We start from the raw sequence: 19,992 nt of genomic DNA on the forward strand, positions 1-19,992 counted from the left end.
GCCTTCGGCCGGGCGGGTTCAGGTGTCCGGCCGTTTTCAGCTCCGCCGGCAGGCTCAGTTCAGCAAATCCGGTTGGCGGCGCACGAGGTCGGCGTACAGCGGCCGGAAGTTGAGCCGCCCCATCCCCGGCGTGCCGATCATCGACGCGGTGTGCCGCGCGACCCCGGGCTCGATCGGCACCGGCTTCCCGGCCGCCTCCGCGAGCAACTGCACGTGACAAGAGCTGTCCATGGTGGTGAACCACCAGGCCGCCTCCTGCACCGTGCCGCCGACCGTGAGCAGCCCGTGGTTGCGCAGGATCACCGCCTTGCCCGTGCCGAGGCGCACCGCGATCCGCTTGCCCTCGTCGGAATCCAGCACCACGCCGCCGAACTCGTCGAAGACCTCGTGGTCCTCGTAGAACGCGCAGGCGTCCTGGGTGATCGGGTCGAGTTTGCGGCCCAGGGCCGCCCACGCGCGCCCGTAGGTGGAGTGCGCGTGCGCGACCGCGACGACGTCGGGCCGCGCCGCGTGGACGTGCGAGTGGATGACGAACCCGGCCGGGTTGATCCTCCCGTCGCCTTCGACGACCGCACCCCGGCTGTCGACCAGCAGCAGGTCGCTGACCCGGACGTGTCCGAAGTGGACACCGAACGGGTTGATCCAGAACCGGTCGGGGTCGCCGGGGTCGCGGGCGGTCACGTGCCCGCCCGCGCCCTCGTCGAAACCGCGTACCGCGAACAGCCGCATGGTCGCCGCCAGGCGTTGCTTGCGGTAGAGCCGTTCCTCTTCGACGGTCCTCATCCGCAACCGCCCGGGCTGTCCCAGTCGTAGGCGGCGCCCTCGTCCAGCAGTTCGGCGGGCACGCCGTACCACTGGTCCGTGGGCAACTCGGTGACCGTGGCCTCCTGGTCCTCGCTCATGCCGCACGCTCCTCTCGCACCGTGGGCCGCCACACCCCGAGGAATCCGTCCAGCCGGTCGAATCCCCAGAAGCGGTGCCGGCCCCATTTGAAGTAGGGGATGCCGAAGATGTCGTCGAGATAGGCCTGGTAGAGGCACTCGACGCCCTCGGCACGGATCTCCGGGTCGTCGACGGCGCCGACGGCCAGCTCCGGGTCGAGCCCGGCCCGCTCGGCCGCGGCGCGCACGACGTCGGGCTCGCAGATGTTCTCGCCGCGGCCCCAGCGGGCGTCGTTCAGCGCGTCGTAGAACGGCCACTCGGCACCCTCGCGGCGTGCGCGCAGCCAGGCCAGATGCGGCAACTCCCACCACGGTTCGATGTCGATCGGCCAGGCCATCTTGCGGCCCTGCTGCTCGGCGATCCGCTTGGTGTCCATCAGCATGTACAGATGCTTCGCGCGGCTCATCTGCACGTAGTGGAACTCGCCACCGCGTTCGTCGAGGCCCGCGCCGGTCACCGTGTCCGGATCCCAGTACGGGAAACATCGCAGCTGTTCGAGTGCGCCGGGCACCTCGGCGCGCAGCTTGTTGATCGCGAGCCAGCTGTACGGGCTGCGCAGCGAGAAGTACAGCTTGGCGGGACGGCTCATGCCCGGTCCCCGATCAGCGCGTGCACGACACCCTCGTCGAGCTGGGCCATCCCGCCCGCGCCGGGGCCTGCCGCGATGGCGTAGCCGTGCAGGATCTGGGCGGTGGCCACCGGGACCAGCTCCTGGCCGCGCTGGACGTAGCAGTCCATCCGGCCGTCGAACATGACCCCGCGCAGGATGTCGGTGACGGTGAACACGGTGTGCACCGTCTCCTCCATGCGCGCGTCCTCCAGCAGCCGGACGCGGGCGCGGGAGACGACCGGGATCCACGCGCGTTCGGACAGCATGCGGCCGACGGAGATGCCGCGGTCGGCGAGGTACCGGTCGACGACCTCCTCCAGCGTCCGGACGAAACCCGAGTGCTGGACGCGGTCGGAGTAGTGGCAGTAGAAGTACGGCGCCCGCCAGGACCACAGGAACGCGCCCGGCGCCTCGGTCAGCACCGACTCGGCGGTCTCGCCCGCCGGGATCGCGATCCGCTCCACCGTGGACGTCAGCGCCGGGACCTCCAGCCGCGCCAACGCCTCGGGCGCGGCCGCCGTGCTGTCGGCCGCCCGCTCGCGGACCAGCGCGACGGTGACCTTGCCGCGCAGCACGGTGACCTTCTCGCCGTCGCGGACCACCGAAAGCTGGACGTTCAGCTTGTCGCCGCGGCCGGGGGCGACCTCGACCTCGACCTCGTCGTCGAGTTCCAGCACGGCGGGCAGCTGCACCGAGCAGTCCACGATCTCCGCGCCGAGGCCGTGCTCGAGGAACAGGTCGCGCGCACTCGTGCCCTGGTCGCGCAGCCACTGCAGGACACCTTGCTCGACCAGGTACATGAAGTGCTTGAACCCGATCCAGGTGCGGATGTTGGCGCCCTCGAACGCGGGGCGGCCGTGCGTGACGGTCCGGCCTGGCCGCAGGACTGCGGTCATCGGAGCTCACCTACCTTCGGAAGGGCCCGGACGTCTTCGACGAGGCCGGTCACCTCGGCCGCGGCGTACCGGGCGTAGCGAACGTGGAAGAAGTGGTCACCGCGGTCGAGCGTGCGCAGCGTCGCCCCCGGCATGCCGTCGGCGAGCGCGACGGCGGATTCGGCGGGCAACGTCGGATCCATCCCGCCGACCAGCACCTTCGTCGGGATCTCGACGTTGCCGAGCTGGAGATCGGCGCTGGCGGCGTAGCGGTCGAACACCGCCGCGAAGCCGAGCGGCCCGGCGCGGTTCAACGCGATCTTGACCATGCCGTCGACGACCTCGGGGTCCAAGGTGGCCGCTCGTTTGCCGAGCCGGGCGCGGACCCCCTCGCCGACGTGCGCGGTGAACGTCTCGCGCGAGCGCTCGAACATCCGCCAGGTCACCTCGTACCGGGGCAGCCGGTAGAACGGGCAGAACAACGCCACCGACGCACCGACACGCGGGTCGAGCCCGCACATCAGTTCCAGCGCGGCGTTGGCGCCGAAGGAATGCGCGACCAGGACGTCCGGGACGGCACCGACCATGTCCAGGCCGTCGCCGAGCCAGGTGCCGAAGGAGCGGTTGCGCCAGCGGAAATCGTTGCCCGCCTTCCACGGCAGCTCGAGCGAAACCACCCGGTAGCCCTGATCGAGATGCGTGGCCAGCGGCGTCCAGCTCTTCCAGTGGCCCTCCATCCCGTGCGCGAACAGCACCAGCGGCGCACCGGGCCTGCCGGGCGCGATCGTGTGCGCCTTCACCGCCGAACCGTTCACCGGTACCCCATCTCATCGCTGTGGTCTGTGTCTGTTGGTGAACCCGCGTCCGCGATCGACGTCGGCAAGACGCTGCCTGGCCATCCACGTCACGACGGCGGACAAGGCGTCCTGCCACCGCGATAGCGGGGCCTTCGGCCGTGGCGGGTTCACGCGTTCGGTCCTGTTCGCGGGTTCGTCTCAGCTCCGCCGACAGGCTCTGTGACGGCGACCGAGACCGCCGGCCTGCCGTCCGGCCGGTGCGGGCCGATGCCCACGCGGCCTTCGCCTTCCGCCACGGCGAGGTGGGCGGCGAGCGCGAGCTCCACGACCCCGTGCGCGCCGGAGAAGTCGCCCCACCGTTCCTTGACGTCGAAGCCGCCGGATCCGACCGTGCGCCGGGGCGGCGCCTCAGCCTCCCCCGGGTCGACGTCGACCACGACGGACCCGGTTTTCTCGCGCCACGGCTCGAGGAGCACGCAGGCGCTCCCGGAGCGCAGCGGTCCGTCGTGCAGGATCGAGGCGATCTCGTCCTCCGGTTCGGCACCGACGAGCACCACCCGCGTGGCCCGGCCGGAACGCAGCAGCAGACTCGCCATCCGCAGGCCGGCCTGCCCGGCCGTACTGCCGGAACACAGCATCAGGTTGGGGCCGCCGAAACCGAACCACAACGCGACCGTGCTGGCCACGACGTTCGGTGACACGTTGGGCGCGTCGAGCACGCTCACCCCGCGGCCGCCTTCGGCCTCGACCGCGCGCGTGACCTTCGCGACCGTCTCGACGTTGCCGAGGTTGCTGCACGCGACCACGGCGGTGCCGGTTTCGATCGGCCCGGAAACCCGGTGCCCTGGTTCGAAGCCGAGGGCGCGATGCACCGCGCACAACGCCAAGCGGGTCGCGGGTTCCTTGTACAGCAAGCCTTTCCGGCCGAGTACGGTGGCGGCCTTCTCCGGCGGCGCGCCGTCGAACTCCTCGATCCCCGGCAGGTGCAGGCTCCAGCCGGTGAGCAGCGACCGGGTCTCCCTGCCGCGGCCGGTCATACCCGCTCCAGCAGGGTGACGGCGTTGACGCCGCCGAAGCCGAACGAGTCGACCTGCACCAGCTCCGGCCGCGCGGCGACCGTGTCGCCGATGACCAGCCGTAAGCCGATGCCCTCGTCGAGTGGGTCGGTCAGGCCGGCGACCGCGGGAACCTCGCCGGAGGCGAAGATCCGCAGCGCGACGTCCACGTTGACCAGTGCGGCGCTGCCCGAGGTGTGCCCCGTCGACCCCTTGACCGCGGTGACGAGCGGATTCCCGCCGCCACCGAGCACGACCTTCCGCAGCGCTTCGCATTCGACCGGGTCGTTGAGCGCGGTGCCGGTCGCGTGTGCCACCACCACGTCCACATCGGACGGTGCGCGGTCCGCACGCGTGTAGGCGTCGGACATCGCACGGGCGATGCCCTCGATGTCCGGCGCCGTGGCGTGGTGGGCGTCGCACGAAAGACCGGTCGCGGCGACCCGGCCGAGCACCGGGCCGTCCCAGCTCTCGGGCACGACCACGAGCGCCGCCGCACCCTCGCCGAGGAGTACGCCGGTGCGCTCGCGGTCGAACGGGCGCACCCGCTCGGTCGGCGTCTCGGCGACGCGGCCGACCATGGCGAGCATCGACCGCGTCATCGCGTCGGCGGCGGCGACCACGACGGCGTCGCATTCGCCCAGCTCCAGCATGTCCTGGGCGAGCGCGAGGACATGACCGCCGGCGCTGCACGCGTTGACGATCGTGGTCACGTACGTGGCATCGGGCAGCGTCTCCGCCACGACGTCGGCGAAGTCCAGCCGTCCGGCGGACACCGGCTCGCCGGTGAGTGCCAGCCGTTCCACCGCGGACAACTCGCGCAATCCCGTGCCGACGAGGACGGCGACCCGCCGCGCAGCGGTGTCCACAGTGTCCACAGTGTCCGCGGTGTCCACAGTGTCCGCAGTGTCCAATCCGGACTGAGCGACCGCTTCCTTCAGGCATTCGGCCAGGAGCCGCCCCGCGCGGAACGGCTCACCGGCCAGCTCTGCGTGATAGCCGTAAGCCACGTTCAGCCGCCCGGAATCGCCGTACCGCAGCGGTGAGACGCCGCAAACGCCGCGGAGCAGGCCGTCGAACGTCTCCGCTCCCGCACCGAGGCAGGTGCGCACCGCGCTACCCGCGATCAAGACCGCCATCGGCGTACCTCCTCACGATGGCGGCGCCCACGGCACCGTCCGCGCCCCGCGCGGTGAGCAGGCTCAGCCCACCGGGGCGGGCATCGCGGTCTTCGGCCAGCAGTACACCCAGTGCCACCGCGCCGGAGGCCGCGTCGCATTCGCCGAACAGCCGCTTGACCATGACCCGGTCCGGGCGGTGGCCCAGTGCCCGGGCGATCGGGCCGAACTCGCGCTCGTCTCCGTCTTCGACCTCACCCGTGTACACAGTGGACACTTCGAAGGCGTCGATGCCGGCCTTCGCCAGCACGCGGTGCACACAGCCGGCGAGCGCGGTCTCGGCCGCCTCACCGCCACCCGGCCCGTAGGCCGTCGCGACCGCGAGGACACCGGCGCGCTGCCGCGTGCCCGCCCACTCGGGGGTGTTCTCCTTGGCCAGCACGAACATCCCGGCGGCCTCCCCGGCGGCGACGACGTCGGCCACCCCGGTCAGCCGGGTCGCCCACGCGCGGTGCGGGGTGAACTCCTCCACGGCGCCCGCGACGACGACGTCGACGTGCCCGCGCTCGATGGCGTTGCCGGCGTACCGAAGCACGTTGAGGAAACCGAGGGTGCCGCCCGCGATGGTGGTGTTCGCCCCCCGGAGACCGAACCGGATGGCGACCTGCCCGGCGGCGCAGTTCATCACCGTGTTCGGGAACAGCATCGGGTTGACCAGGTAAGGCTTGTCCTGCACCAAGGTCTCGCGGGTGTAGTCGCTGGTGGACTTGAAGCTGCCCAGCGAGGTCCCCAGCACCACGCCGATCCGCGGCCGGACTTCGTCGTCGAGGGACACCCCGGCTTCGCGCAACGCCTCCTGGCAGCACACCACGGCCAGCCCGGTGGCCCGGTCGAAGGTACTGGTCCCCTTGCGCCCCAGATGTTCCCGCGGGCTGAAGCTGGGGAGGAAGTGCCCGTTCGCCGCGGGCATCGGCTCTTCGTAGAGGTCGCCGATCTCATGGCCTTTTTCGACTTGGCCTGCCTCGGCCAGAGCGAGCCGCTTCGCCAGCGCGTCCACACCGACGCCCGCGGAGGTCAGCGCGCTCCAGCCGGTCACCACCACACCGCTCATTCTGGCGCTCCCAACATCACGATGGCGTTGTTGCCACCGAAGGCGAAACCGTCGTTCTGGACCACCCGCACGGTCGCCGGACGGGCCGCGTTCGGCACCGGGTCGACGCCCAGTTCCGGATCCGCGGTGGTCCAGTTGACCGTGGGCGGCAGGAAACCGCGGTCGATCGCGATGGTCGAGGCGATGGCCCCGAACCCGCAGGCCGCGCCCATGGTGTGGCCGAGCATCGACTTGATCGAGCTGATCGGCGGCGGGCGCTCACCGAAGACCTCGATCACCGCCTTGCTCTCGACCAGGTCGTTCACCTGCGTGCCGGTGCCGTGCGCGCAGATGTAGTCCACATCGGACGGGGAGACACCGGAGTTGCGGTGTGCGATGCGCATGCACTCCGCGACCGTCGGCGCGTCCGGCGTGACCGGGTGGATGGCGTCGCAGTTGACGCCGTACCCGAGCAGTTCCGCGTAGACCGTGGCGCCCCTTTTCCGGGCGTGGTCGTAGGTTTCCAGGGTGAGCACGGCGCCACCCTCGCCGGTGAGGATGCCCGCGCGGTCCTTGTCGAACGGGGTGCAGGCGTCCTTCGCCAGCGCGCCGAGCCGGAAGAACCCGGCGTGTGCCCAGCGGCACACCGAATCGGCGCCGCCGGCGAAGACGACGTCGGCCTCGCCGCCGGCCAGCAGGTCGTAGGCGTAGCCGATCGCGTAGTTGCTCGCCGAGCAGGCGGTCGCGATGGTCAGCGACTCGCCGGACAAGCCCAGCTCCTCGCTGACCGCGTTCGCCAGCCGGTTGGCGGGCAACTGGGTCAGCAGGGCCGGGTCCTGCGCGGCGAACCCGCCTTCGATGATCTGCGCGGTGAGCGCCTCCGCGACCGCGGACTCACCACTGGTGGTGCCCATGATCGCGTGGGCACGCCCCGGCGCCACCGACGTCAGGTCGAGCCGGGCGTCGGCCAGCGCCAGCCGAGCGGCGCCGGCCGCGAACTGGCTGGACCGGCCCCACTCCGCCGGGTCGACCCGGCGAAGATGGGCCGCCGGATCGAAGGTGTGGACCTCGCCCGCGTTCCGGTGCGGGAACCCGGCCGGGTCGAAGCTGGTGATGGGCGAGATCCCGGATCGGCCGGTGCGCAGCGCCTCGGCGAACGCGGCTATCCCGATCCCGATGCTCGACACCGGGCCGACCCCGGTCACGACAACGCGGGCCACGGTTCATCCCTTCTTGACGGAGTGCCGGATCAGGGCGTCGTTGACCGCCTTGAGCGTGCGCAGCTCCGGCAGTTCGGCCTGCGGGATCTCGATCTTGTACTGCTTGTCGATCCGGGCGAGGATCTCGATGGCACGCAGGGAGTCGGCCTCGTAGTCGTCGATGAAGTCCCCGTTGTCCTCGAGTTCCTCGGGCTCGAGTTCGAGCACCTCGGCGACCAGCTCGCGGAGCTCCTCGAGCTGGGTGTCGGTCTGCGTCATGACGATCCTCCGGTTTCGTTGTCCGCGTGCGGTTCTCACGCCGCGGGCCGCACTGGGCGCCGCGTCGCGGTCAAAGTGGTGACGGTCGCGATCAGGCGATCACCGACCCAGGTCCGGCCGGTGGCGAAGGCCGTGTCGGCCAGTACCGACTCCAGCCGGACCTCGTGGCGCAGCACGTCACCAGGGCGGGCGGCGGCCGTGAAGTGGTAGTCACGGGCGCCGATGAACATCAACGTCGAGTCGTCGTCCTCCACCGGCGCGCGGCCGTCGAGCCAGAGGAGCGCCGCGCTCTGCCCGAACGACTCGATCATCAGCGACTTCGGGTAGTCGTAGCTGCTCGCCGGCGCGCCGTCGGGGATCCCCGCGTAGCACGGCTCGGTGCCGGTGACCGCCTTGATCGTGACGATCGACTCGCCGGGGACCAGGTCCAGCACCCGGTCCACCAGCAGCAGCGGATACCGCTGCGGCAGCAGGATCCGGATGTCGTGGTGCCCGGTCATGCCGCGTCCTCCTCGAAGGTGGCGCGGACCTTGGCCGTCGTCGTCTCACCGAGTACGGCCTTGCCGATCACTTCCCAGCCGTCCCGGACGCGCTTCGCGGTGGCCGTGAGGACCATGAGGTCGCCGTCGAGCAGCGGCGCGAGGAACCGGACCGAGCGGACGGTGCGCAACCGGGCGTTCACGGCCTCCCGCATCGCCTGCTCCAGCGTCTCGATGACGAAGACGCCGGGGTACACGGCCTGGCCGGGGAAATGCCCGCGCAGATTGGGTTCCTTGCCGTCCACGGTGATCCGGGCGACGAGTTCGAAATCGTCCCCCTGCTGCCGGACGTCGAGGGTGTCGACCGCCCGCAACGGTGCGGCGAAGGCGGGAATCCCGATCACAGCGTGATCCCCCCGTCGATCTGCAGCACCTGTCCGGTGATGTAGGAGGCGCGGTCGGAGACCAGGAACGCGACCAGTTCGGCGACGTCCTCGCCGGTGCCGAAACGTTTGGCCGGAATCTGCGTGAGTGCCTTGGCGCGCTGCTTCTCGCCGAGGGAGCCGGTCATGTCGGTCTCGATGAAGCCGGGCGCGACCACGTTGACCCGGACACCGTGCCCGGCGACCTCCTTGGCCAGCGACTTGCTGAAGCCGATGATCCCGGCCTTGCTGGCGGAGTAGGCGGTCTGGCCCGCGTGGCCGTGGACGCCGGCGACCGAGGACATGTTGACCACGACACCGCCGCGGTTCTTCATGAACCGGAAGGTCATGGCGCGGCAGAAGTTCCAGGTGCCGGTGAGGTTCGTGGCGAGTACCGCGTGCCAGTCCTCGGCACTGGCGAGCACCAGCGGGCTGTCCTTGGTGATCCCGGCGTTGTTGACCAGCAGATCGATCGGGCCGAGTTTCTCCTCGGCGTCCTTGACGAATCGCTCGACCGCTTCGGAATCGGCGACGTCGCATTCCGCGAAATACGAGGGAACCCCGACGGCGGCGATGTCCTCTTCGGTTTCCTCCGACGCGGCGCTCGCTTTCGAAAAACACCCCGCGACGGCGTAGCCCTCCTGGGCCAGCCGCAGCGCCACGGCCCGGCCGATCCCTCGTGAAGCCCCGGTGACCAGGGCCCGGTGGTGCTCCGCCACGACGCCTCCTCGTTTTCCAGCACAATTTGTTTCCATTTTAAGAAGCGCGGCGCAAACTATTCTTCTCATCGTTTGCCGCGAGCTCGGCGAGTACTTCGGCGGTGTCCGCGCCCGGCCGCGGCGCACCGTGGCGGACCTTCGTCGGCGTACGGGAGAATTTCACCGCCGGCCCGACGATCGGCGCGGTGGTCCCATTGCTCAGCACCGTTTCCTGGAGCATCGCCCTGGCTCGGACGTGCTCGTCGGCGACGGCTTCGGTGAGCGTGCGCACCGGCGCGGCGACGAGCCCGCGGCCGTTCAGCACGTCGAGTGCTTCGGCGAGCGGCCGTCCCGCGCACCAGCCGGAGATCATCGTGTTGATCGCTTCCCGGTTGGTCATCCTCGCGGCGGCCGTGCGGAATCCGTCGGCGAGGCCGAGTTCCGGTCTGCCGATGATCTCGGCGAGCGCGCGCCAATGCCGGTTGATCGCGACGGCGAGGTACAGATGGCCGTCCGCGCATGCGTAGACGTTGGCGGGTACGACGAAATCGGTCTCGTTGCCCACCCTCGGCGGCGGAGCGCCCGTCGCGGCGAGCGTCGGTAAGCCACTGCTGCTGGCGAGCAGGCAGTCCACCATGGACACGTCGACGTGCTGCCCTTCGCCGGTCCGGTTCCGGTGCGTCAGCGCGGCGAGCGCGCCGATCGCCGCGTGCAGGCCTGCCAGCTCGTCGGCGAGGAACGTCGGAGCACGCACCGGCGGCCCCTCGGGCAAGCCGTTGAGCGACATCCATCCGGCAGCGGCCTGGATCGCGGGATCGTAGGCGGGCAGATGGGCTTTCGGGCCGTACTGCCCGAAACCGGACACCGACACGAACACGACGTCCTCGCGTGCCGCCCGGCAGGCCTCGTACCCGGCGCCCCAGCCGTCCAGCGTGCCGGGTTTGTAGTTCTCGACCACGATGTCCGCGTGCGCCACCAGCGCCAGGAAGCGCGTGCGGTCGGTGTCGTCACGCAGGTCCAGCCCGGCACTGCGTTTGTTGCGGTGCACGGTTTCCCGGAACCACGACAGCCCGGTGCCGGGGATGTTCGGCGGCACCTCGCCGTCGTGGCCGTCGGCGAGCTCGACGCGGACCACGTCGGCCCCCATGTCGGCCAGCACGCAGGTGGCGAGCGGACCGGACCAGACCTTGGTCACGTCCAGCACGCGCACGCCCTCCAGCGGGCCGGCCGAACCCGTCCGCGCCCGGCGGAAGAACTCCTCTTCGCGCATGGTCAAAGCCTTTCCAGCAATGAGGCGGTGCCGAGCGAACCGCCACAGCACATGGTGATCAGCGCGGTCGAGGTGCCGGTGCGCTCGAGTTCGTGCAGCGCCGTCACGAGCAGCCGGGTCCCGGTCGCGCCCAGCGGATGGCCGAGTGCGATGGCACCGCCGTTGACGTTGACGCGGTCGATGTCCGCGCCGTGCGCCTTGGCCCAGTTCAGCACCACCCCGGCGAAGGCCTCGTTCACCTCGCAGATGTCCACATCGGACAGTTGGCGGCCGGTCCGGCGCAGCACCCGTTCGGTGGCGACCACGGGCCCGTCGAGCAGGTAGTAGGGGTCGGCGCCGGTGACGACCTGGCCGACCAGCCGCGCGCGTGGCGTCAGGCCGAGCGCGCGGGCCTTCCCGTACGACATCCAGAGAACGGCGGCGGCCCCGTCGGAGATCTGCGACGTCGAACCGGCGGTGTGCACCGCGCCCTCGACGTTCGGCCGCAACGCGGCGAGCCCCTCGCGGGTGGTTTCGCGGAGGCCCTCGTCGCGGGTGACCGTGCCGACCGGGGAGACTTCGCGGTCGAACCGGCCCTCCTGCCACGCGCGGGCCGCGCGCTGCTGGGAAAGCAGGCCGTAGTCGTCGGCGTCCGCACGGCCGATGCCTTCGCGCGCGGCGATCCGCTCGGCGCCGCCGAATTGGGCCTTCGGCGGGTCGTCCCACGGATAGTCGCGCGTCTTGTAGTGCCCGGGGCCCTGGTAGAGGTTCGTCCCGATCGGCACCCTGCTCATCGACTCGACGCCGCAGGCGATCCCGGTGTCGATCGCGTCCGCGGCGATCAACGCGGAGATCAGGTGGTTCGCCTGCTGCGCCGATCCACAGGAGACGTCCACTGTGGAGCATCCCACGGCCGGATCGTGGCCGGAGTTCAGCCAGGCGTTGCGGGTGACGTTGAGGCTCTGCTCACCGGACTGGGTCACGCAGCCGCCGATGATCTGGTCGACGTCGCCGGGCTCGATACCGGCGCGGGCGATGACCTCCAGCTGGACGTGCCGCATCAGTTCGACGGCCTTCAGCTCGGCGAGCACCCCACCGCGTTTGCCGAGCGGGGTGCGGACGGCGGAGACGATGACCGGGGTCCGGTCGTTCAGCGCGGCCACGGGCGGGTACCTGCCTCTCCGCCGGACGGGGTGCCCGGCTTCCCCATCGTGGTGCGGCGCCCGGCGGGCGAACGTCTCACGGATTGCGGAGCCGACCAGCGGTTCTCCGTAGTTGCGGGAATGGCTCGCGTGCCCCCTCACGATCATCGACGCTGGTTATGGTGCGTACATGCGGCTGGACGACAGCGAAGAGCAGGCGGCATTCCGGGCGGGCCTCGAAACCTGGCTCGCCGAACAGTTACCCGACGCCACGCCGAGCGCGCCTCGTGCTTGGTCCGCCGACGAACTGCGCGCCTGGAGCAAGGCACTGCACGCGGCCGGATACGCCGGTCTGACCTGGCCCGCCGAGCACGGCGGGCGCGGGCTTTCCCCTGCCTACCAAGCGATCTACGCCGAAGAGAGCGCGCTGGCCGAGGCGCCGGACCACGCCGGGGTGATCGGGCTCGGCATGGTCGGCCCCGCGATCGTCCACTATGGAACGGACGCGCAGAAGGCCACCCATCTTCCCCGTATCCTTTCCGGGGAGACGATCTTCTGCCAGGGCTTCTCCGAACCGGACGCCGGCTCGGACCTCGCCTCGGCGCGCACCCGTGCCCGCCGCGTCGACGGCGGTTACGTCGTCGACGGCGAAAAGGTCTGGTCCTCCTACGCCCATTTGGCCGACCACTGCCTGCTGCTCGCCCGCACCGACCCGGACGCGGCCAAACACCGCGGCCTGACCTGTTTCCTGCTCGACATGCGCGCCCCCGGGGTCGAGGTGCGGCCGCTGCGGCAGTTGTCCGGCGACACCGATTTCAACCAGATCCTGTTGTCCGGCGTCGAGATCCCCGAGGACCGCGTGCTCGGTGAACCGGGACAGGGCTGGCGGGTCGCGTTGACCACCCTCGCGCACGAGCGCGGCACGTTCGGCATCACGCTCACCGCGCGGCTGGCCGTCCAGCTCGACAGGCTGGTCAAGACCGCCAAGGTGTGCGGAGGCGACACCGACCCGCGGGTCCGCGCCGAAATCGCCGAGCTCCACGTCGAGCTGCAGGGCCTGCGCTTCACCGGATACCGCGCGCTGGCCGCGATGGAACGGACCGGTGAACCCGGACCGGAAAGCTCGATCCTGAAGCTGCGCTGGTCGCGGGCGAACCAGCGGGTGAGCGCGCTCGCGCTCCGGCTGCTCGGCGCGGGCGCGGCGGCCGACGGGACCGATGCCTTCTGGGGCGGCTACTGGCAGCATCAGCGGTTGCGCAGCCGGGCCAACAGCATCGAGGGCGGGACGTCGGAGATCCTGCGCGGCATCGTCGCGGAGCGGGTCCTCGGCCTGCCGAAATCACGATAGGGACGGTTGGCGGAGCTGAAGATGGACCAGAGCAGTGCCCGAACACGCGGACCCGCCCGGCCGAAGGCCCCGCTGTCGCGGTGGCAGGGCGCACTACCGACCGTCGTGAGGCGGAAGACCGACCCGCGGCCTGCCGACGCCGATCGCGGACGCGGGTTCACCAAGGCAGTGAGGGAGCATCGATGGACTTCGCGCTGACCGAGGACCAGACCGGACTCAAGGCCGCCGCCCGCACCTACCTCGAGGACACCTACGGCCTCGATCGGATCGCGGCGCTGGCCGACGACGGCGAGCAGGACCTCGCCGCCTGGCCCGAGCTGGTCCGGCAAGGCTGGCTGGACACGGACCTCGGCCTGGCGGAGTTCGTCCTGCTGGCCGAGGAGGGCGGCCGGGCGCTGCATCCGGTGCCCTGGTTCGCCACGGCCGGGCTCGCCCTGCCCGTGTACCGGGCCGCGGGCGTCGTACCGCCCGGCCCGGCCACCCTGGCCGACGGCGGCGACACCTGCCGCGCGGTACGTCGCGACGACGGCTGGCGGCTGGACGGCGCGGTACAGACCGTCCTGCACGCCGACGTCGCCACGGAACTCCTGGTCGCCGCCCGCACCCCGGCCGGGGTGGCGTTGTTCGGTGTCGACCCGGCCGCCGCTTCGCTGTCCGCGCGCGACGGCGTCGACCCGCTCCGGGCGACGTCCGACGTCGCGCTGGCCGGCGCCGAGGGACGGTTGCTGATCGGGCCCCCCGGCGCCGCGTCACTGCTCTCCGCGCTCCGCGACCGGGCGACGACCCTGCTCGCGGGGGAGGCCATCGGCGTCGCGGACCGGGCGCTGGCGATCGCCGTCGAGCACGCGAAAGCGCGGACCCAGTTCGACCGGCCCATCGGTTCCTTCCAGGCGGTGAGCCAGCAGCTCGCCGATGGCTACGCCGAGGTCGAACTCGCGCGTTCGCTGGCCTACCGCGCCGCGGCGGGCGAGGCCCGCTCCGCGGAAGCGGTCGCGTGCGCCGCGCACGCCGCGAGCCGCGCGGCGATCACCGTCTGCGAGACGGCGATCCAGGTCTGCGGCGGGATGGGCGTCACCTGGGAATTCCCGCTGCACCGCTGGTTCCGGCGCGCGTTGTGGCTGGAGGCGGAACTCGCCTCGTCGAGACCGTTGGCAGCGATCGCGCATTCACTGTTCGGGGAGCACTCATGAGCCTGCAACTGCACTGGTTCCTGCCGTCACACGGCGACGGGCGGGAGGTCGCCAAGACCGCCGACGGGGTCGCGGCACCCGGCGCCCGCCGCGAACCGGACATCGAGTACCTGACCCAGGTCGCGCTCGCCGCCGACCGTTTCGGGTTCACCGGGATGCTGACGCCGTTCGGGTTGTTCTGCGAGGACCCGTGGGTGGTGGCGTCGGCGCTGGTGGGCGTGACACGCTCGGTGAAGTTCATGATCGCCATGCGACCGGGCTTCGTCTCGCCGCTGCTCGCCGCGCAGACCGCGGCGACGTTCCAGCGCGTCTCCGATTCGCGGCTGCTGCTCAACATCGTGACCGGCGGCGACCCCGACGAGCAACGCCGCTACGGCGACTGGCTCGACCACGACCAGCGGTACGCGCGCACCGGCGAGTTCATGGACGTCTTCCGCCAGGCTTGGCCGGGTTCGCGGTTCGACTTCACCGGCACGCATTACACATTGAAGGCCGGCCTGGTCGCCCGGCCGCACGCGGTGCGGCCCACCTTGTTCCTGGGTGGCTCTTCGTCGGCCGCGCTGGAAGTCGCGGCCGCGCAGGCGGACGTGTTGCTGATGTGGGGCGAAACGCCCGCGGCGATGGCCTCGCACCTCGAACGGTCCCGTGCGCGAGCGGAGGCGTTGGGCCGTTCGCTGCGCTTCGGGACGCGGTTCCACGTGATCAGCCGGGACACCTCCGCCGAAGCGTGGAAGGTGGCCGACCAGCTGCTCGCCGGAATGGACCCGGCCCGGATCCGGCAGGCACAGGAACGGTTCGCCGCCACCGAATCCGAAGGCCAGCGGCGGATGGCGGCGTTGCACTCCGGCACCACCGACTCGCTGGAGATCCACCCCAACGTCTGGGCGGGCTACGGCCTGGTGCGTCCCGGCGTCGGCACGGCCTTGGTGGGCAGCCACGAGGAAGTGGCCGAACGGATCGAGGAATACCACGCCCTCGGGCTCGACCACCTGATCCTTTCCGCGCAGCCGCATCTCGAAGAGGCCTATACCTTCGGCGAAGGCGTCATGCCGATTTTGCGGAAACGCGGCCTGCTCACGGACCCGCTCTGACCCGAAACTCGCGTGATTGGAATCGTAACTCGCGTGATCGAAGCCGTAACTCGCATGATTGGAATCGTAACTCGCGTGATCGAGGCCGTAACTCGCCGAAACCGGTCCGCATCGTGAGTTACGGCTGTGGACACGTGAGTTACGGCTCCGATCACGCGAGATACGGCTGGAAACACGTGAGTTCCGCCGCCAAGCCCGAGATACTTGAAGGACCCCTTCCTCGCGTCTGACGCGAGGAAGGGGTCCTTCAGGTACTTTCACGTGCGCTATCCTCTTGCTCGACGGTGGGGGAATTGGGACACGCGACGTCCCAATTCCTCCATCGCCGTTCGATCCGGCCGCGAGCGTCAGCTGAAGCTGATGATCACCCCGCCACCGTTGCCGGCGGCGTCACCGAGACCGACGACGCAGGTGATGGCCTTGCAGTCCACCGCGCCGTAGCTGCTGCCGTCGGGCAGCACGCCGGTGAAGTTCTTCTGCACGGTGACCGAGGCCGAGATCTTCCCGGCCGCGTCAGCGACCAGCGACTGCTGCGAAGGGCTGCAAGGGAACTGCCCCGTCGCGTCCTGGGCGCACTCGCCGACGCGATAGGTACCGCCCGGCGTCAGGCCGGTTCCGACCACCTGGACCACCGCACCGTCCGAGAGTCCCGACGACGGCGTGACCGTGACGGCCGCCGCGGCGGAGGCACCAGGGGCGACGACGGCCAGCAGGCCGAGAGCGGCGATGGCGGAACCGGCGAACTTGGCGACAAGCTTTGCGGACACAGTAATCACTCCGATTCATTGACAGGGAATTTCCGACTTCACCAGGCGCGGGTTCCGTTACCCCCCGGCGTCCTGGTAACAACGTTACGATCACCGGACCTAGATCGTCAACGATTTCTTCGAGCAGTTTTCGAGTAGGCCGTAAGAAAAAAGGTGCAATAAACTCGCGCGCTTCGTGCGTAATTCACAGGCCGCGGGCAAGCCAGGAGAAGAAGGCGCGACGGCGCGCACGGGAACCTGATTCAGTGACCTCTGGGACCTCCGTGACCTCTGCGACCTCTGCGACCTCTTCCAGCTCCGATTTCCTGTTCGGTGGCGCACCGGAAAGGCACGCCGCCTATACCGCGCTGCGCGAAACCGGCCCGGTCCGGAGGATCATGCTTTCCTCCGGCACCAGCGGCTGGCTGGTCAGCGGTTACGCCGAAGTGCGCCAGGCCCTCGCGCATCCGGGGCTGAGCGGGCGCACCGGCGTCGTCGGCGACCGGCGCGGGTTGTCCGAGGACGTCCGGCTCGGCATGAACACGCATATGCTGAACCTCGATCCGCCGGATCACACCCGGCTCCGGAAGCTGGTGTCCGCCGCGTTCACCGTGCGCCGGATCGCCCAGTTGCGCCCCAGGATCGAAGCCATCACGGCGGAACTGCTCGACGCCGTGGCCGACCTCGACGAGGTCGACCTGATCAAGGCACTCGCCTTGCCGCTGCCGATCCGCGTCCTCACGGAGATGCTCGGCGTGCCCGAGGACGAGGCCGGCGCCTTCCACGGCTGGACCGAGATCCTCACCGCCAGTGCCCTCCCCGTCGACGAACTCGACGCGGCCGCCGCCGAAATGCTGCGCTATGTCAGGAAACTTCTCGCCGCGAAGCGTGAGAACCCCGGCACGGACCTGCTTTCGGCGCTCGTCACGGTGCACGACGGCGAAGACCGGCTGACCGAGCACGAGCTGACGTCGATGGTCTTCCTCCTGTTGATCGCCGGACACGAGACCACCGTGCACCTGATCGGCAACGCCACCCTCGCCCTGCTCGAGAACCCGGCGCAGCTCGCCGCGTTGCGCGCGGATCCGGACGGGATGCCCGCCGCGGTCGAGGAATTCCTGCGTTACGAGAGCCCGGTGCACGCGGCGATGCGGTACTCCACCGAGGAAGTCGAGCTCGGCGGCGTGACCATCCCGGCGGGCTCACTGGTCATCGTGTCGTTGCTGGCCGCGAACCGCGACCCCGCCCGTTTTCCCGGCGCCGACACTTTGGAACTCGGCCGCGCGGACAATCCGCAGCTCGCCTTCGGACACGGCATCCACCACTGTCTCGGCGCGCCGATGGCCCGGCTCGAAGGCGGGATCGCCCTCGCCGCCCTGCTCACGCGGTTCCCGGACCTGCGCGAGGCCGTGCCCGCGGAAAGCCTCCGCTGGCGCGTCAGCATGGTGATGCACGGCCTCGAAGCGCTTCCCGTCCGGCTTCGCTGACCCCTTGTCCTCAAAGGACGGTCGACCGGTGGACGCGGGCGGCAAACCCGCAGGCTGGGATAAGACGCGGCCGAAAGCGCGGTGCGACACTTTCGGAGACGATCACGAATTCGCGGTGCGTATCTCACGTCCGTGAGCCGCGTCATCTCCTATTCCTGGGAAGGGAGTAGAACGTGTCCCAAGACCTAGGCACCCCGGTCACGAGCACCCCACCGCGGGGCGCCGCCCCGCCCGCGCGGACGCCGAAGAAGAAGACCAAGACGGGGTTGTCCGCATCGGCGGCCAGACGCGTCGCCGTCCTGAGCGCGCTCGTCGCCGGCGTCGCCTACGGGTGGGGTATCGGCGGGAACGCCGCACACTACGCCTACGCCGCCGCGGTCCGCGGCATGTCTCAGAACTGGCACAACTTCCTTTACGGCGCCTACGATCCCGCCGGGTTCATGAGTGTCGACAAGGCACCCGGCGCGCTCTGGTTGCAGGCACTGTCCGTCCGTGTCTTCGGCTACGAGACGTGGGCGCTGCTGCTGCCCGGCGTCATCGCGGGCGGTGTCTCGGTGTACGTCCTGTTCGTGCTCGTGCGCCGCTGGGCCGGGCACGCGCCGGCGGCACTGGCGGCCGTCCTGCTCGCCGCGACGCCGATCACCGTCGCGGCCACCCGGGTCAACCTGCCCGACTCGACACTGATCTTGACGCTGCTCGTCGCGACCTACGCCTTCTGGCGGGCACTGGAGAAGGCGTCGCCGCGCTGGCTGCTGTTGACCGCCGTGCTCGTCGGCGTCGGCTTCCACATCAAACTCGCCATGGCGCTGGCCATCCTGCCGGTGCTCGGGATCGTCTACCTCGTCGCCGCGCCGGTCTCGGCGGGACGCCGGGTGCTGCACCTGCTCGGCGCCGGTGCGGTCACCGCCGCGGTTTCGTCGATCTGGATGCTCATCGTCTCGTTCACGCCCGCGGGCTCCCGCCCGTACATGGACGGCAGCACCTCGAACTCGGTGTGGCAGATGGTGTGGGCCTACAACCTCTTCGACCGCGCGGACGCCGCGAAGGCCGGGAACTCGGCCGAACTGCCCGTTCTGCCCGACGGCAAGGTCACGCCGGTCGACCAGGGCGGTGACACCGGGGTGTTCCGGCTGTTCAACGACCTGATCGGCGGCCAGATCTCGTGGCTGCTGCCGCTGGCGCTGCTGCTGCTCGTCGTCGGCCTGGTCGCCACGGGCCGCGCCCCGCGCACCGACAAGCAGCGCGCGGGCTGGCTGCTGTGGGGAGGCTGGCTCGTTCTCTTCGCCGGCGCGCTCAGCTTCTCGCAGAGCATCCACCCGTACTACACGAGCCTCCTGGCACCCGCCATCGCCGCGATCGGCGGCGTGGGCCTGCACCTCGCCTGGACGACCCGCCGTCACCCGTGGGTGCTGCCGGTCGGGCTCCTCGCCACCGGCGCCTGGGCGTTCGTGCTGATGAGCCGTTCCAGTGACTACGTGCCGTGGCTGCGGCCGGTCGTCGTGGCCGCCACCGTCCTCGCCGCGGTGCTGGTCCTCCTGCGCCGCACGGGGAAGTTCGCCGTCGTGACCGGGGCCGTGGCCGGGGTCGCGCTGCTGGCCGGGCCGGTCGCCTGGGCGGCACCGGCCTTCCACCCGCCGACGGATCCGCGCACGGCGATGTTCCAGAACTTCAACCCGCTCGCGGGGCCGGACCCGAACGCGCTCTCCACCGGCATCGACCTGACGAAGCTCATGGCCGGCGGCCCGAAGCCCGGCGCGGCCGGCGGACAGGCCATGCCGCTGCCACCGCCGATCATGTTCCAGATGATGCCCTCGGACGCCGACCGGAAGCTCCTCGGTTTCCTCCGGGCCAACGACCGCGGCGAGCGGTTCGACCTGGCGACCTTCGGCGGCACCGGCGCCTCGCCCTACATCCGGGCGGGCCTGTCCGTCATGCCGATGGGCGGCTTCGTCGGCACGATGCCGATGCCGACCGCCGCCGGTCTCGCGGAAGCCGTCCGAAGTGGACAGGTCAGGTTCGTGCTGTTCGGTGGATTCGCCTACGACAGCCCGACCGCGCTGGCCCGCAAGGACTGGGTGGTGCGCAACTGCACCCGGGTCCCGCCGCCCGCCTACACCGCGAACCCGTGGATGGGCTTCACCTCCGCCCTGTTCGACTGCAAACCGGGAGCGTGAT

Annotated in this window: 21 protein-coding genes; 5 read left to right on the top strand and 16 right to left on the bottom strand. The window is 70.5% G+C overall.

Annotated features, from left to right (window positions below):
- Positions 1-54: 54 nt before the first annotated feature.
- The 15 genes from P3102_RS30170 to P3102_RS30240 form a co-directional block, all read right to left on the bottom strand.
- On the bottom strand, positions 55-783 hold the full coding sequence (locus tag P3102_RS30170) for a class II aldolase/adducin family protein (RefSeq protein WP_276363741.1): 729 nt from the start codon (positions 781-783) through the stop codon (positions 55-57).
- Positions 780-902 carry a hypothetical protein gene (locus tag P3102_RS30175; RefSeq protein WP_255431380.1) on the bottom strand — a complete coding sequence of 41 codons (123 nt, stop codon included), beginning with the start codon at positions 900-902 and terminating at the stop codon, positions 780-782. The genes P3102_RS30170 and P3102_RS30175 overlap by 4 nt, the downstream gene beginning before the upstream one ends.
- Positions 899-1,531 (bottom strand): DsbA family protein, encoded by a 633-nt coding sequence (locus tag P3102_RS30180; RefSeq protein WP_276363743.1) that lies wholly within the window; start codon positions 1,529-1,531, stop codon positions 899-901. The genes P3102_RS30175 and P3102_RS30180 overlap by 4 nt, the downstream gene beginning before the upstream one ends.
- Positions 1,528-2,448 carry a thioesterase family protein gene (locus tag P3102_RS30185; protein WP_276363745.1) on the bottom strand — a complete coding sequence of 307 codons (921 nt, stop codon included), beginning with the start codon at positions 2,446-2,448 and terminating at the stop codon, positions 1,528-1,530. The genes P3102_RS30180 and P3102_RS30185 overlap by 4 nt, the downstream gene beginning before the upstream one ends.
- Positions 2,445-3,242: an alpha/beta hydrolase gene (locus P3102_RS30190; RefSeq protein WP_276363746.1), complete on the bottom strand. Its 798-nt coding sequence runs from the start codon at positions 3,240-3,242 to the stop codon at positions 2,445-2,447. The genes P3102_RS30185 and P3102_RS30190 overlap by 4 nt, the downstream gene beginning before the upstream one ends.
- A gap of 149 nt (positions 3,243-3,391) precedes the next feature.
- Entirely contained in the window at positions 3,392-4,261 is an 870-nt protein-coding gene (locus P3102_RS30195) for a beta-ketoacyl synthase N-terminal-like domain-containing protein (RefSeq protein WP_276363748.1), read from the bottom strand.
- Positions 4,258-5,418, bottom strand: a complete 1,161-nt coding sequence (locus P3102_RS30200; RefSeq protein ID WP_276363750.1) for a beta-ketoacyl synthase N-terminal-like domain-containing protein — start codon at positions 5,416-5,418, stop codon at positions 4,258-4,260. The genes P3102_RS30195 and P3102_RS30200 overlap by 4 nt, the downstream gene beginning before the upstream one ends.
- Positions 5,396-6,508: a beta-ketoacyl synthase N-terminal-like domain-containing protein gene (locus tag P3102_RS30205; protein ID WP_276363752.1), complete on the bottom strand. Its 1,113-nt coding sequence runs from the start codon at positions 6,506-6,508 to the stop codon at positions 5,396-5,398. Before P3102_RS30205 ends, P3102_RS30200 begins: the two co-directional genes overlap by 23 nt.
- Positions 6,505-7,707, bottom strand: a complete 1,203-nt coding sequence (locus tag P3102_RS30210; RefSeq protein ID WP_276363753.1) for a beta-ketoacyl-[acyl-carrier-protein] synthase family protein — start codon at positions 7,705-7,707, stop codon at positions 6,505-6,507. The genes P3102_RS30205 and P3102_RS30210 overlap by 4 nt, the downstream gene beginning before the upstream one ends.
- Before the next feature lie 3 nt (positions 7,708-7,710).
- Entirely contained in the window at positions 7,711-7,965 is a 255-nt protein-coding gene (locus tag P3102_RS30215; protein WP_005155526.1) for an acyl carrier protein, read from the bottom strand.
- A 35-nt stretch (positions 7,966-8,000) separates the two neighbouring features.
- Positions 8,001-8,465, bottom strand: coding sequence for a beta-hydroxyacyl-ACP dehydratase (locus tag P3102_RS30220; protein ID WP_276363756.1), 465 nt, complete (start codon positions 8,463-8,465; stop codon positions 8,001-8,003).
- Positions 8,462-8,848 (bottom strand): 3-hydroxyacyl-ACP dehydratase, encoded by a 387-nt coding sequence (locus tag P3102_RS30225; protein WP_276363757.1) that lies wholly within the window; start codon positions 8,846-8,848, stop codon positions 8,462-8,464. Before P3102_RS30225 ends, P3102_RS30220 begins: the two co-directional genes overlap by 4 nt.
- Positions 8,845-9,585: a 3-oxoacyl-[acyl-carrier-protein] reductase gene (fabG, locus tag P3102_RS30230; RefSeq protein WP_276363759.1), complete on the bottom strand. Its 741-nt coding sequence runs from the start codon at positions 9,583-9,585 to the stop codon at positions 8,845-8,847. The genes P3102_RS30225 and fabG overlap by 4 nt, the downstream gene beginning before the upstream one ends.
- Before the next feature lie 37 nt (positions 9,586-9,622).
- Positions 9,623-10,834: a CoA transferase gene (locus tag P3102_RS30235; RefSeq protein WP_276363760.1), complete on the bottom strand. Its 1,212-nt coding sequence runs from the start codon at positions 10,832-10,834 to the stop codon at positions 9,623-9,625.
- A 2-nt stretch (positions 10,835-10,836) separates the two neighbouring features.
- The gene (locus P3102_RS30240; protein ID WP_276371419.1) at positions 10,837-11,976 is read right to left on the bottom strand and encodes a steroid 3-ketoacyl-CoA thiolase; all 1,140 of its coding nucleotides are present in this window, start codon (positions 11,974-11,976) and stop codon (positions 10,837-10,839) included.
- 169 nt (positions 11,977-12,145) lie between these two features.
- On the opposite strand from P3102_RS30240, the gene P3102_RS30245 reads away from it, so the two are divergent.
- From P3102_RS30245 to P3102_RS30255, 3 genes are all read left to right on the top strand, one after another.
- The gene (locus P3102_RS30245) at positions 12,146-13,303 is read left to right on the top strand and encodes an acyl-CoA dehydrogenase family protein (RefSeq protein ID WP_276363762.1); all 1,158 of its coding nucleotides are present in this window, start codon (positions 12,146-12,148) and stop codon (positions 13,301-13,303) included.
- Positions 13,304-13,485: 182 nt separating this feature from the next.
- Entirely contained in the window at positions 13,486-14,493 is a 1,008-nt protein-coding gene (locus tag P3102_RS30250; RefSeq protein ID WP_276363764.1) for an acyl-CoA dehydrogenase family protein, read from the top strand.
- Positions 14,490-15,584 (top strand): LLM class flavin-dependent oxidoreductase, encoded by a 1,095-nt coding sequence (locus P3102_RS30255; protein ID WP_276363765.1) that lies wholly within the window; start codon positions 14,490-14,492, stop codon positions 15,582-15,584. Before P3102_RS30250 ends, P3102_RS30255 begins: the two co-directional genes overlap by 4 nt.
- A gap of 347 nt (positions 15,585-15,931) precedes the next feature.
- Here the strand turns inward: P3102_RS30255 and P3102_RS30260 are convergent, their stop codons facing one another.
- Complete coding sequence (locus P3102_RS30260; RefSeq protein ID WP_276363767.1) at positions 15,932-16,351, bottom strand: enediyne antibiotic chromoprotein; 420 nt, start codon at positions 16,349-16,351, stop codon at positions 15,932-15,934.
- 263 nt (positions 16,352-16,614) lie between these two features.
- On the opposite strand from P3102_RS30260, the gene P3102_RS30265 reads away from it, so the two are divergent.
- Both P3102_RS30265 and P3102_RS30270 read left to right on the top strand, forming a co-directional pair.
- Positions 16,615-17,817 (top strand): cytochrome P450, encoded by a 1,203-nt coding sequence (locus P3102_RS30265; protein WP_276363768.1) that lies wholly within the window; start codon positions 16,615-16,617, stop codon positions 17,815-17,817.
- Between the two features lie 173 nt (positions 17,818-17,990).
- The gene (locus tag P3102_RS30270; RefSeq protein ID WP_276363770.1) at positions 17,991-19,991 is read left to right on the top strand and encodes a glycosyltransferase family 39 protein; all 2,001 of its coding nucleotides are present in this window, start codon (positions 17,991-17,993) and stop codon (positions 19,989-19,991) included.
- Position 19,992 lies beyond the last annotated feature (1 nt).

The organism is Amycolatopsis sp. QT-25 (assembly GCF_029369745.1).
Classification (GTDB): domain Bacteria; phylum Actinomycetota; class Actinomycetes; order Mycobacteriales; family Pseudonocardiaceae; genus Amycolatopsis.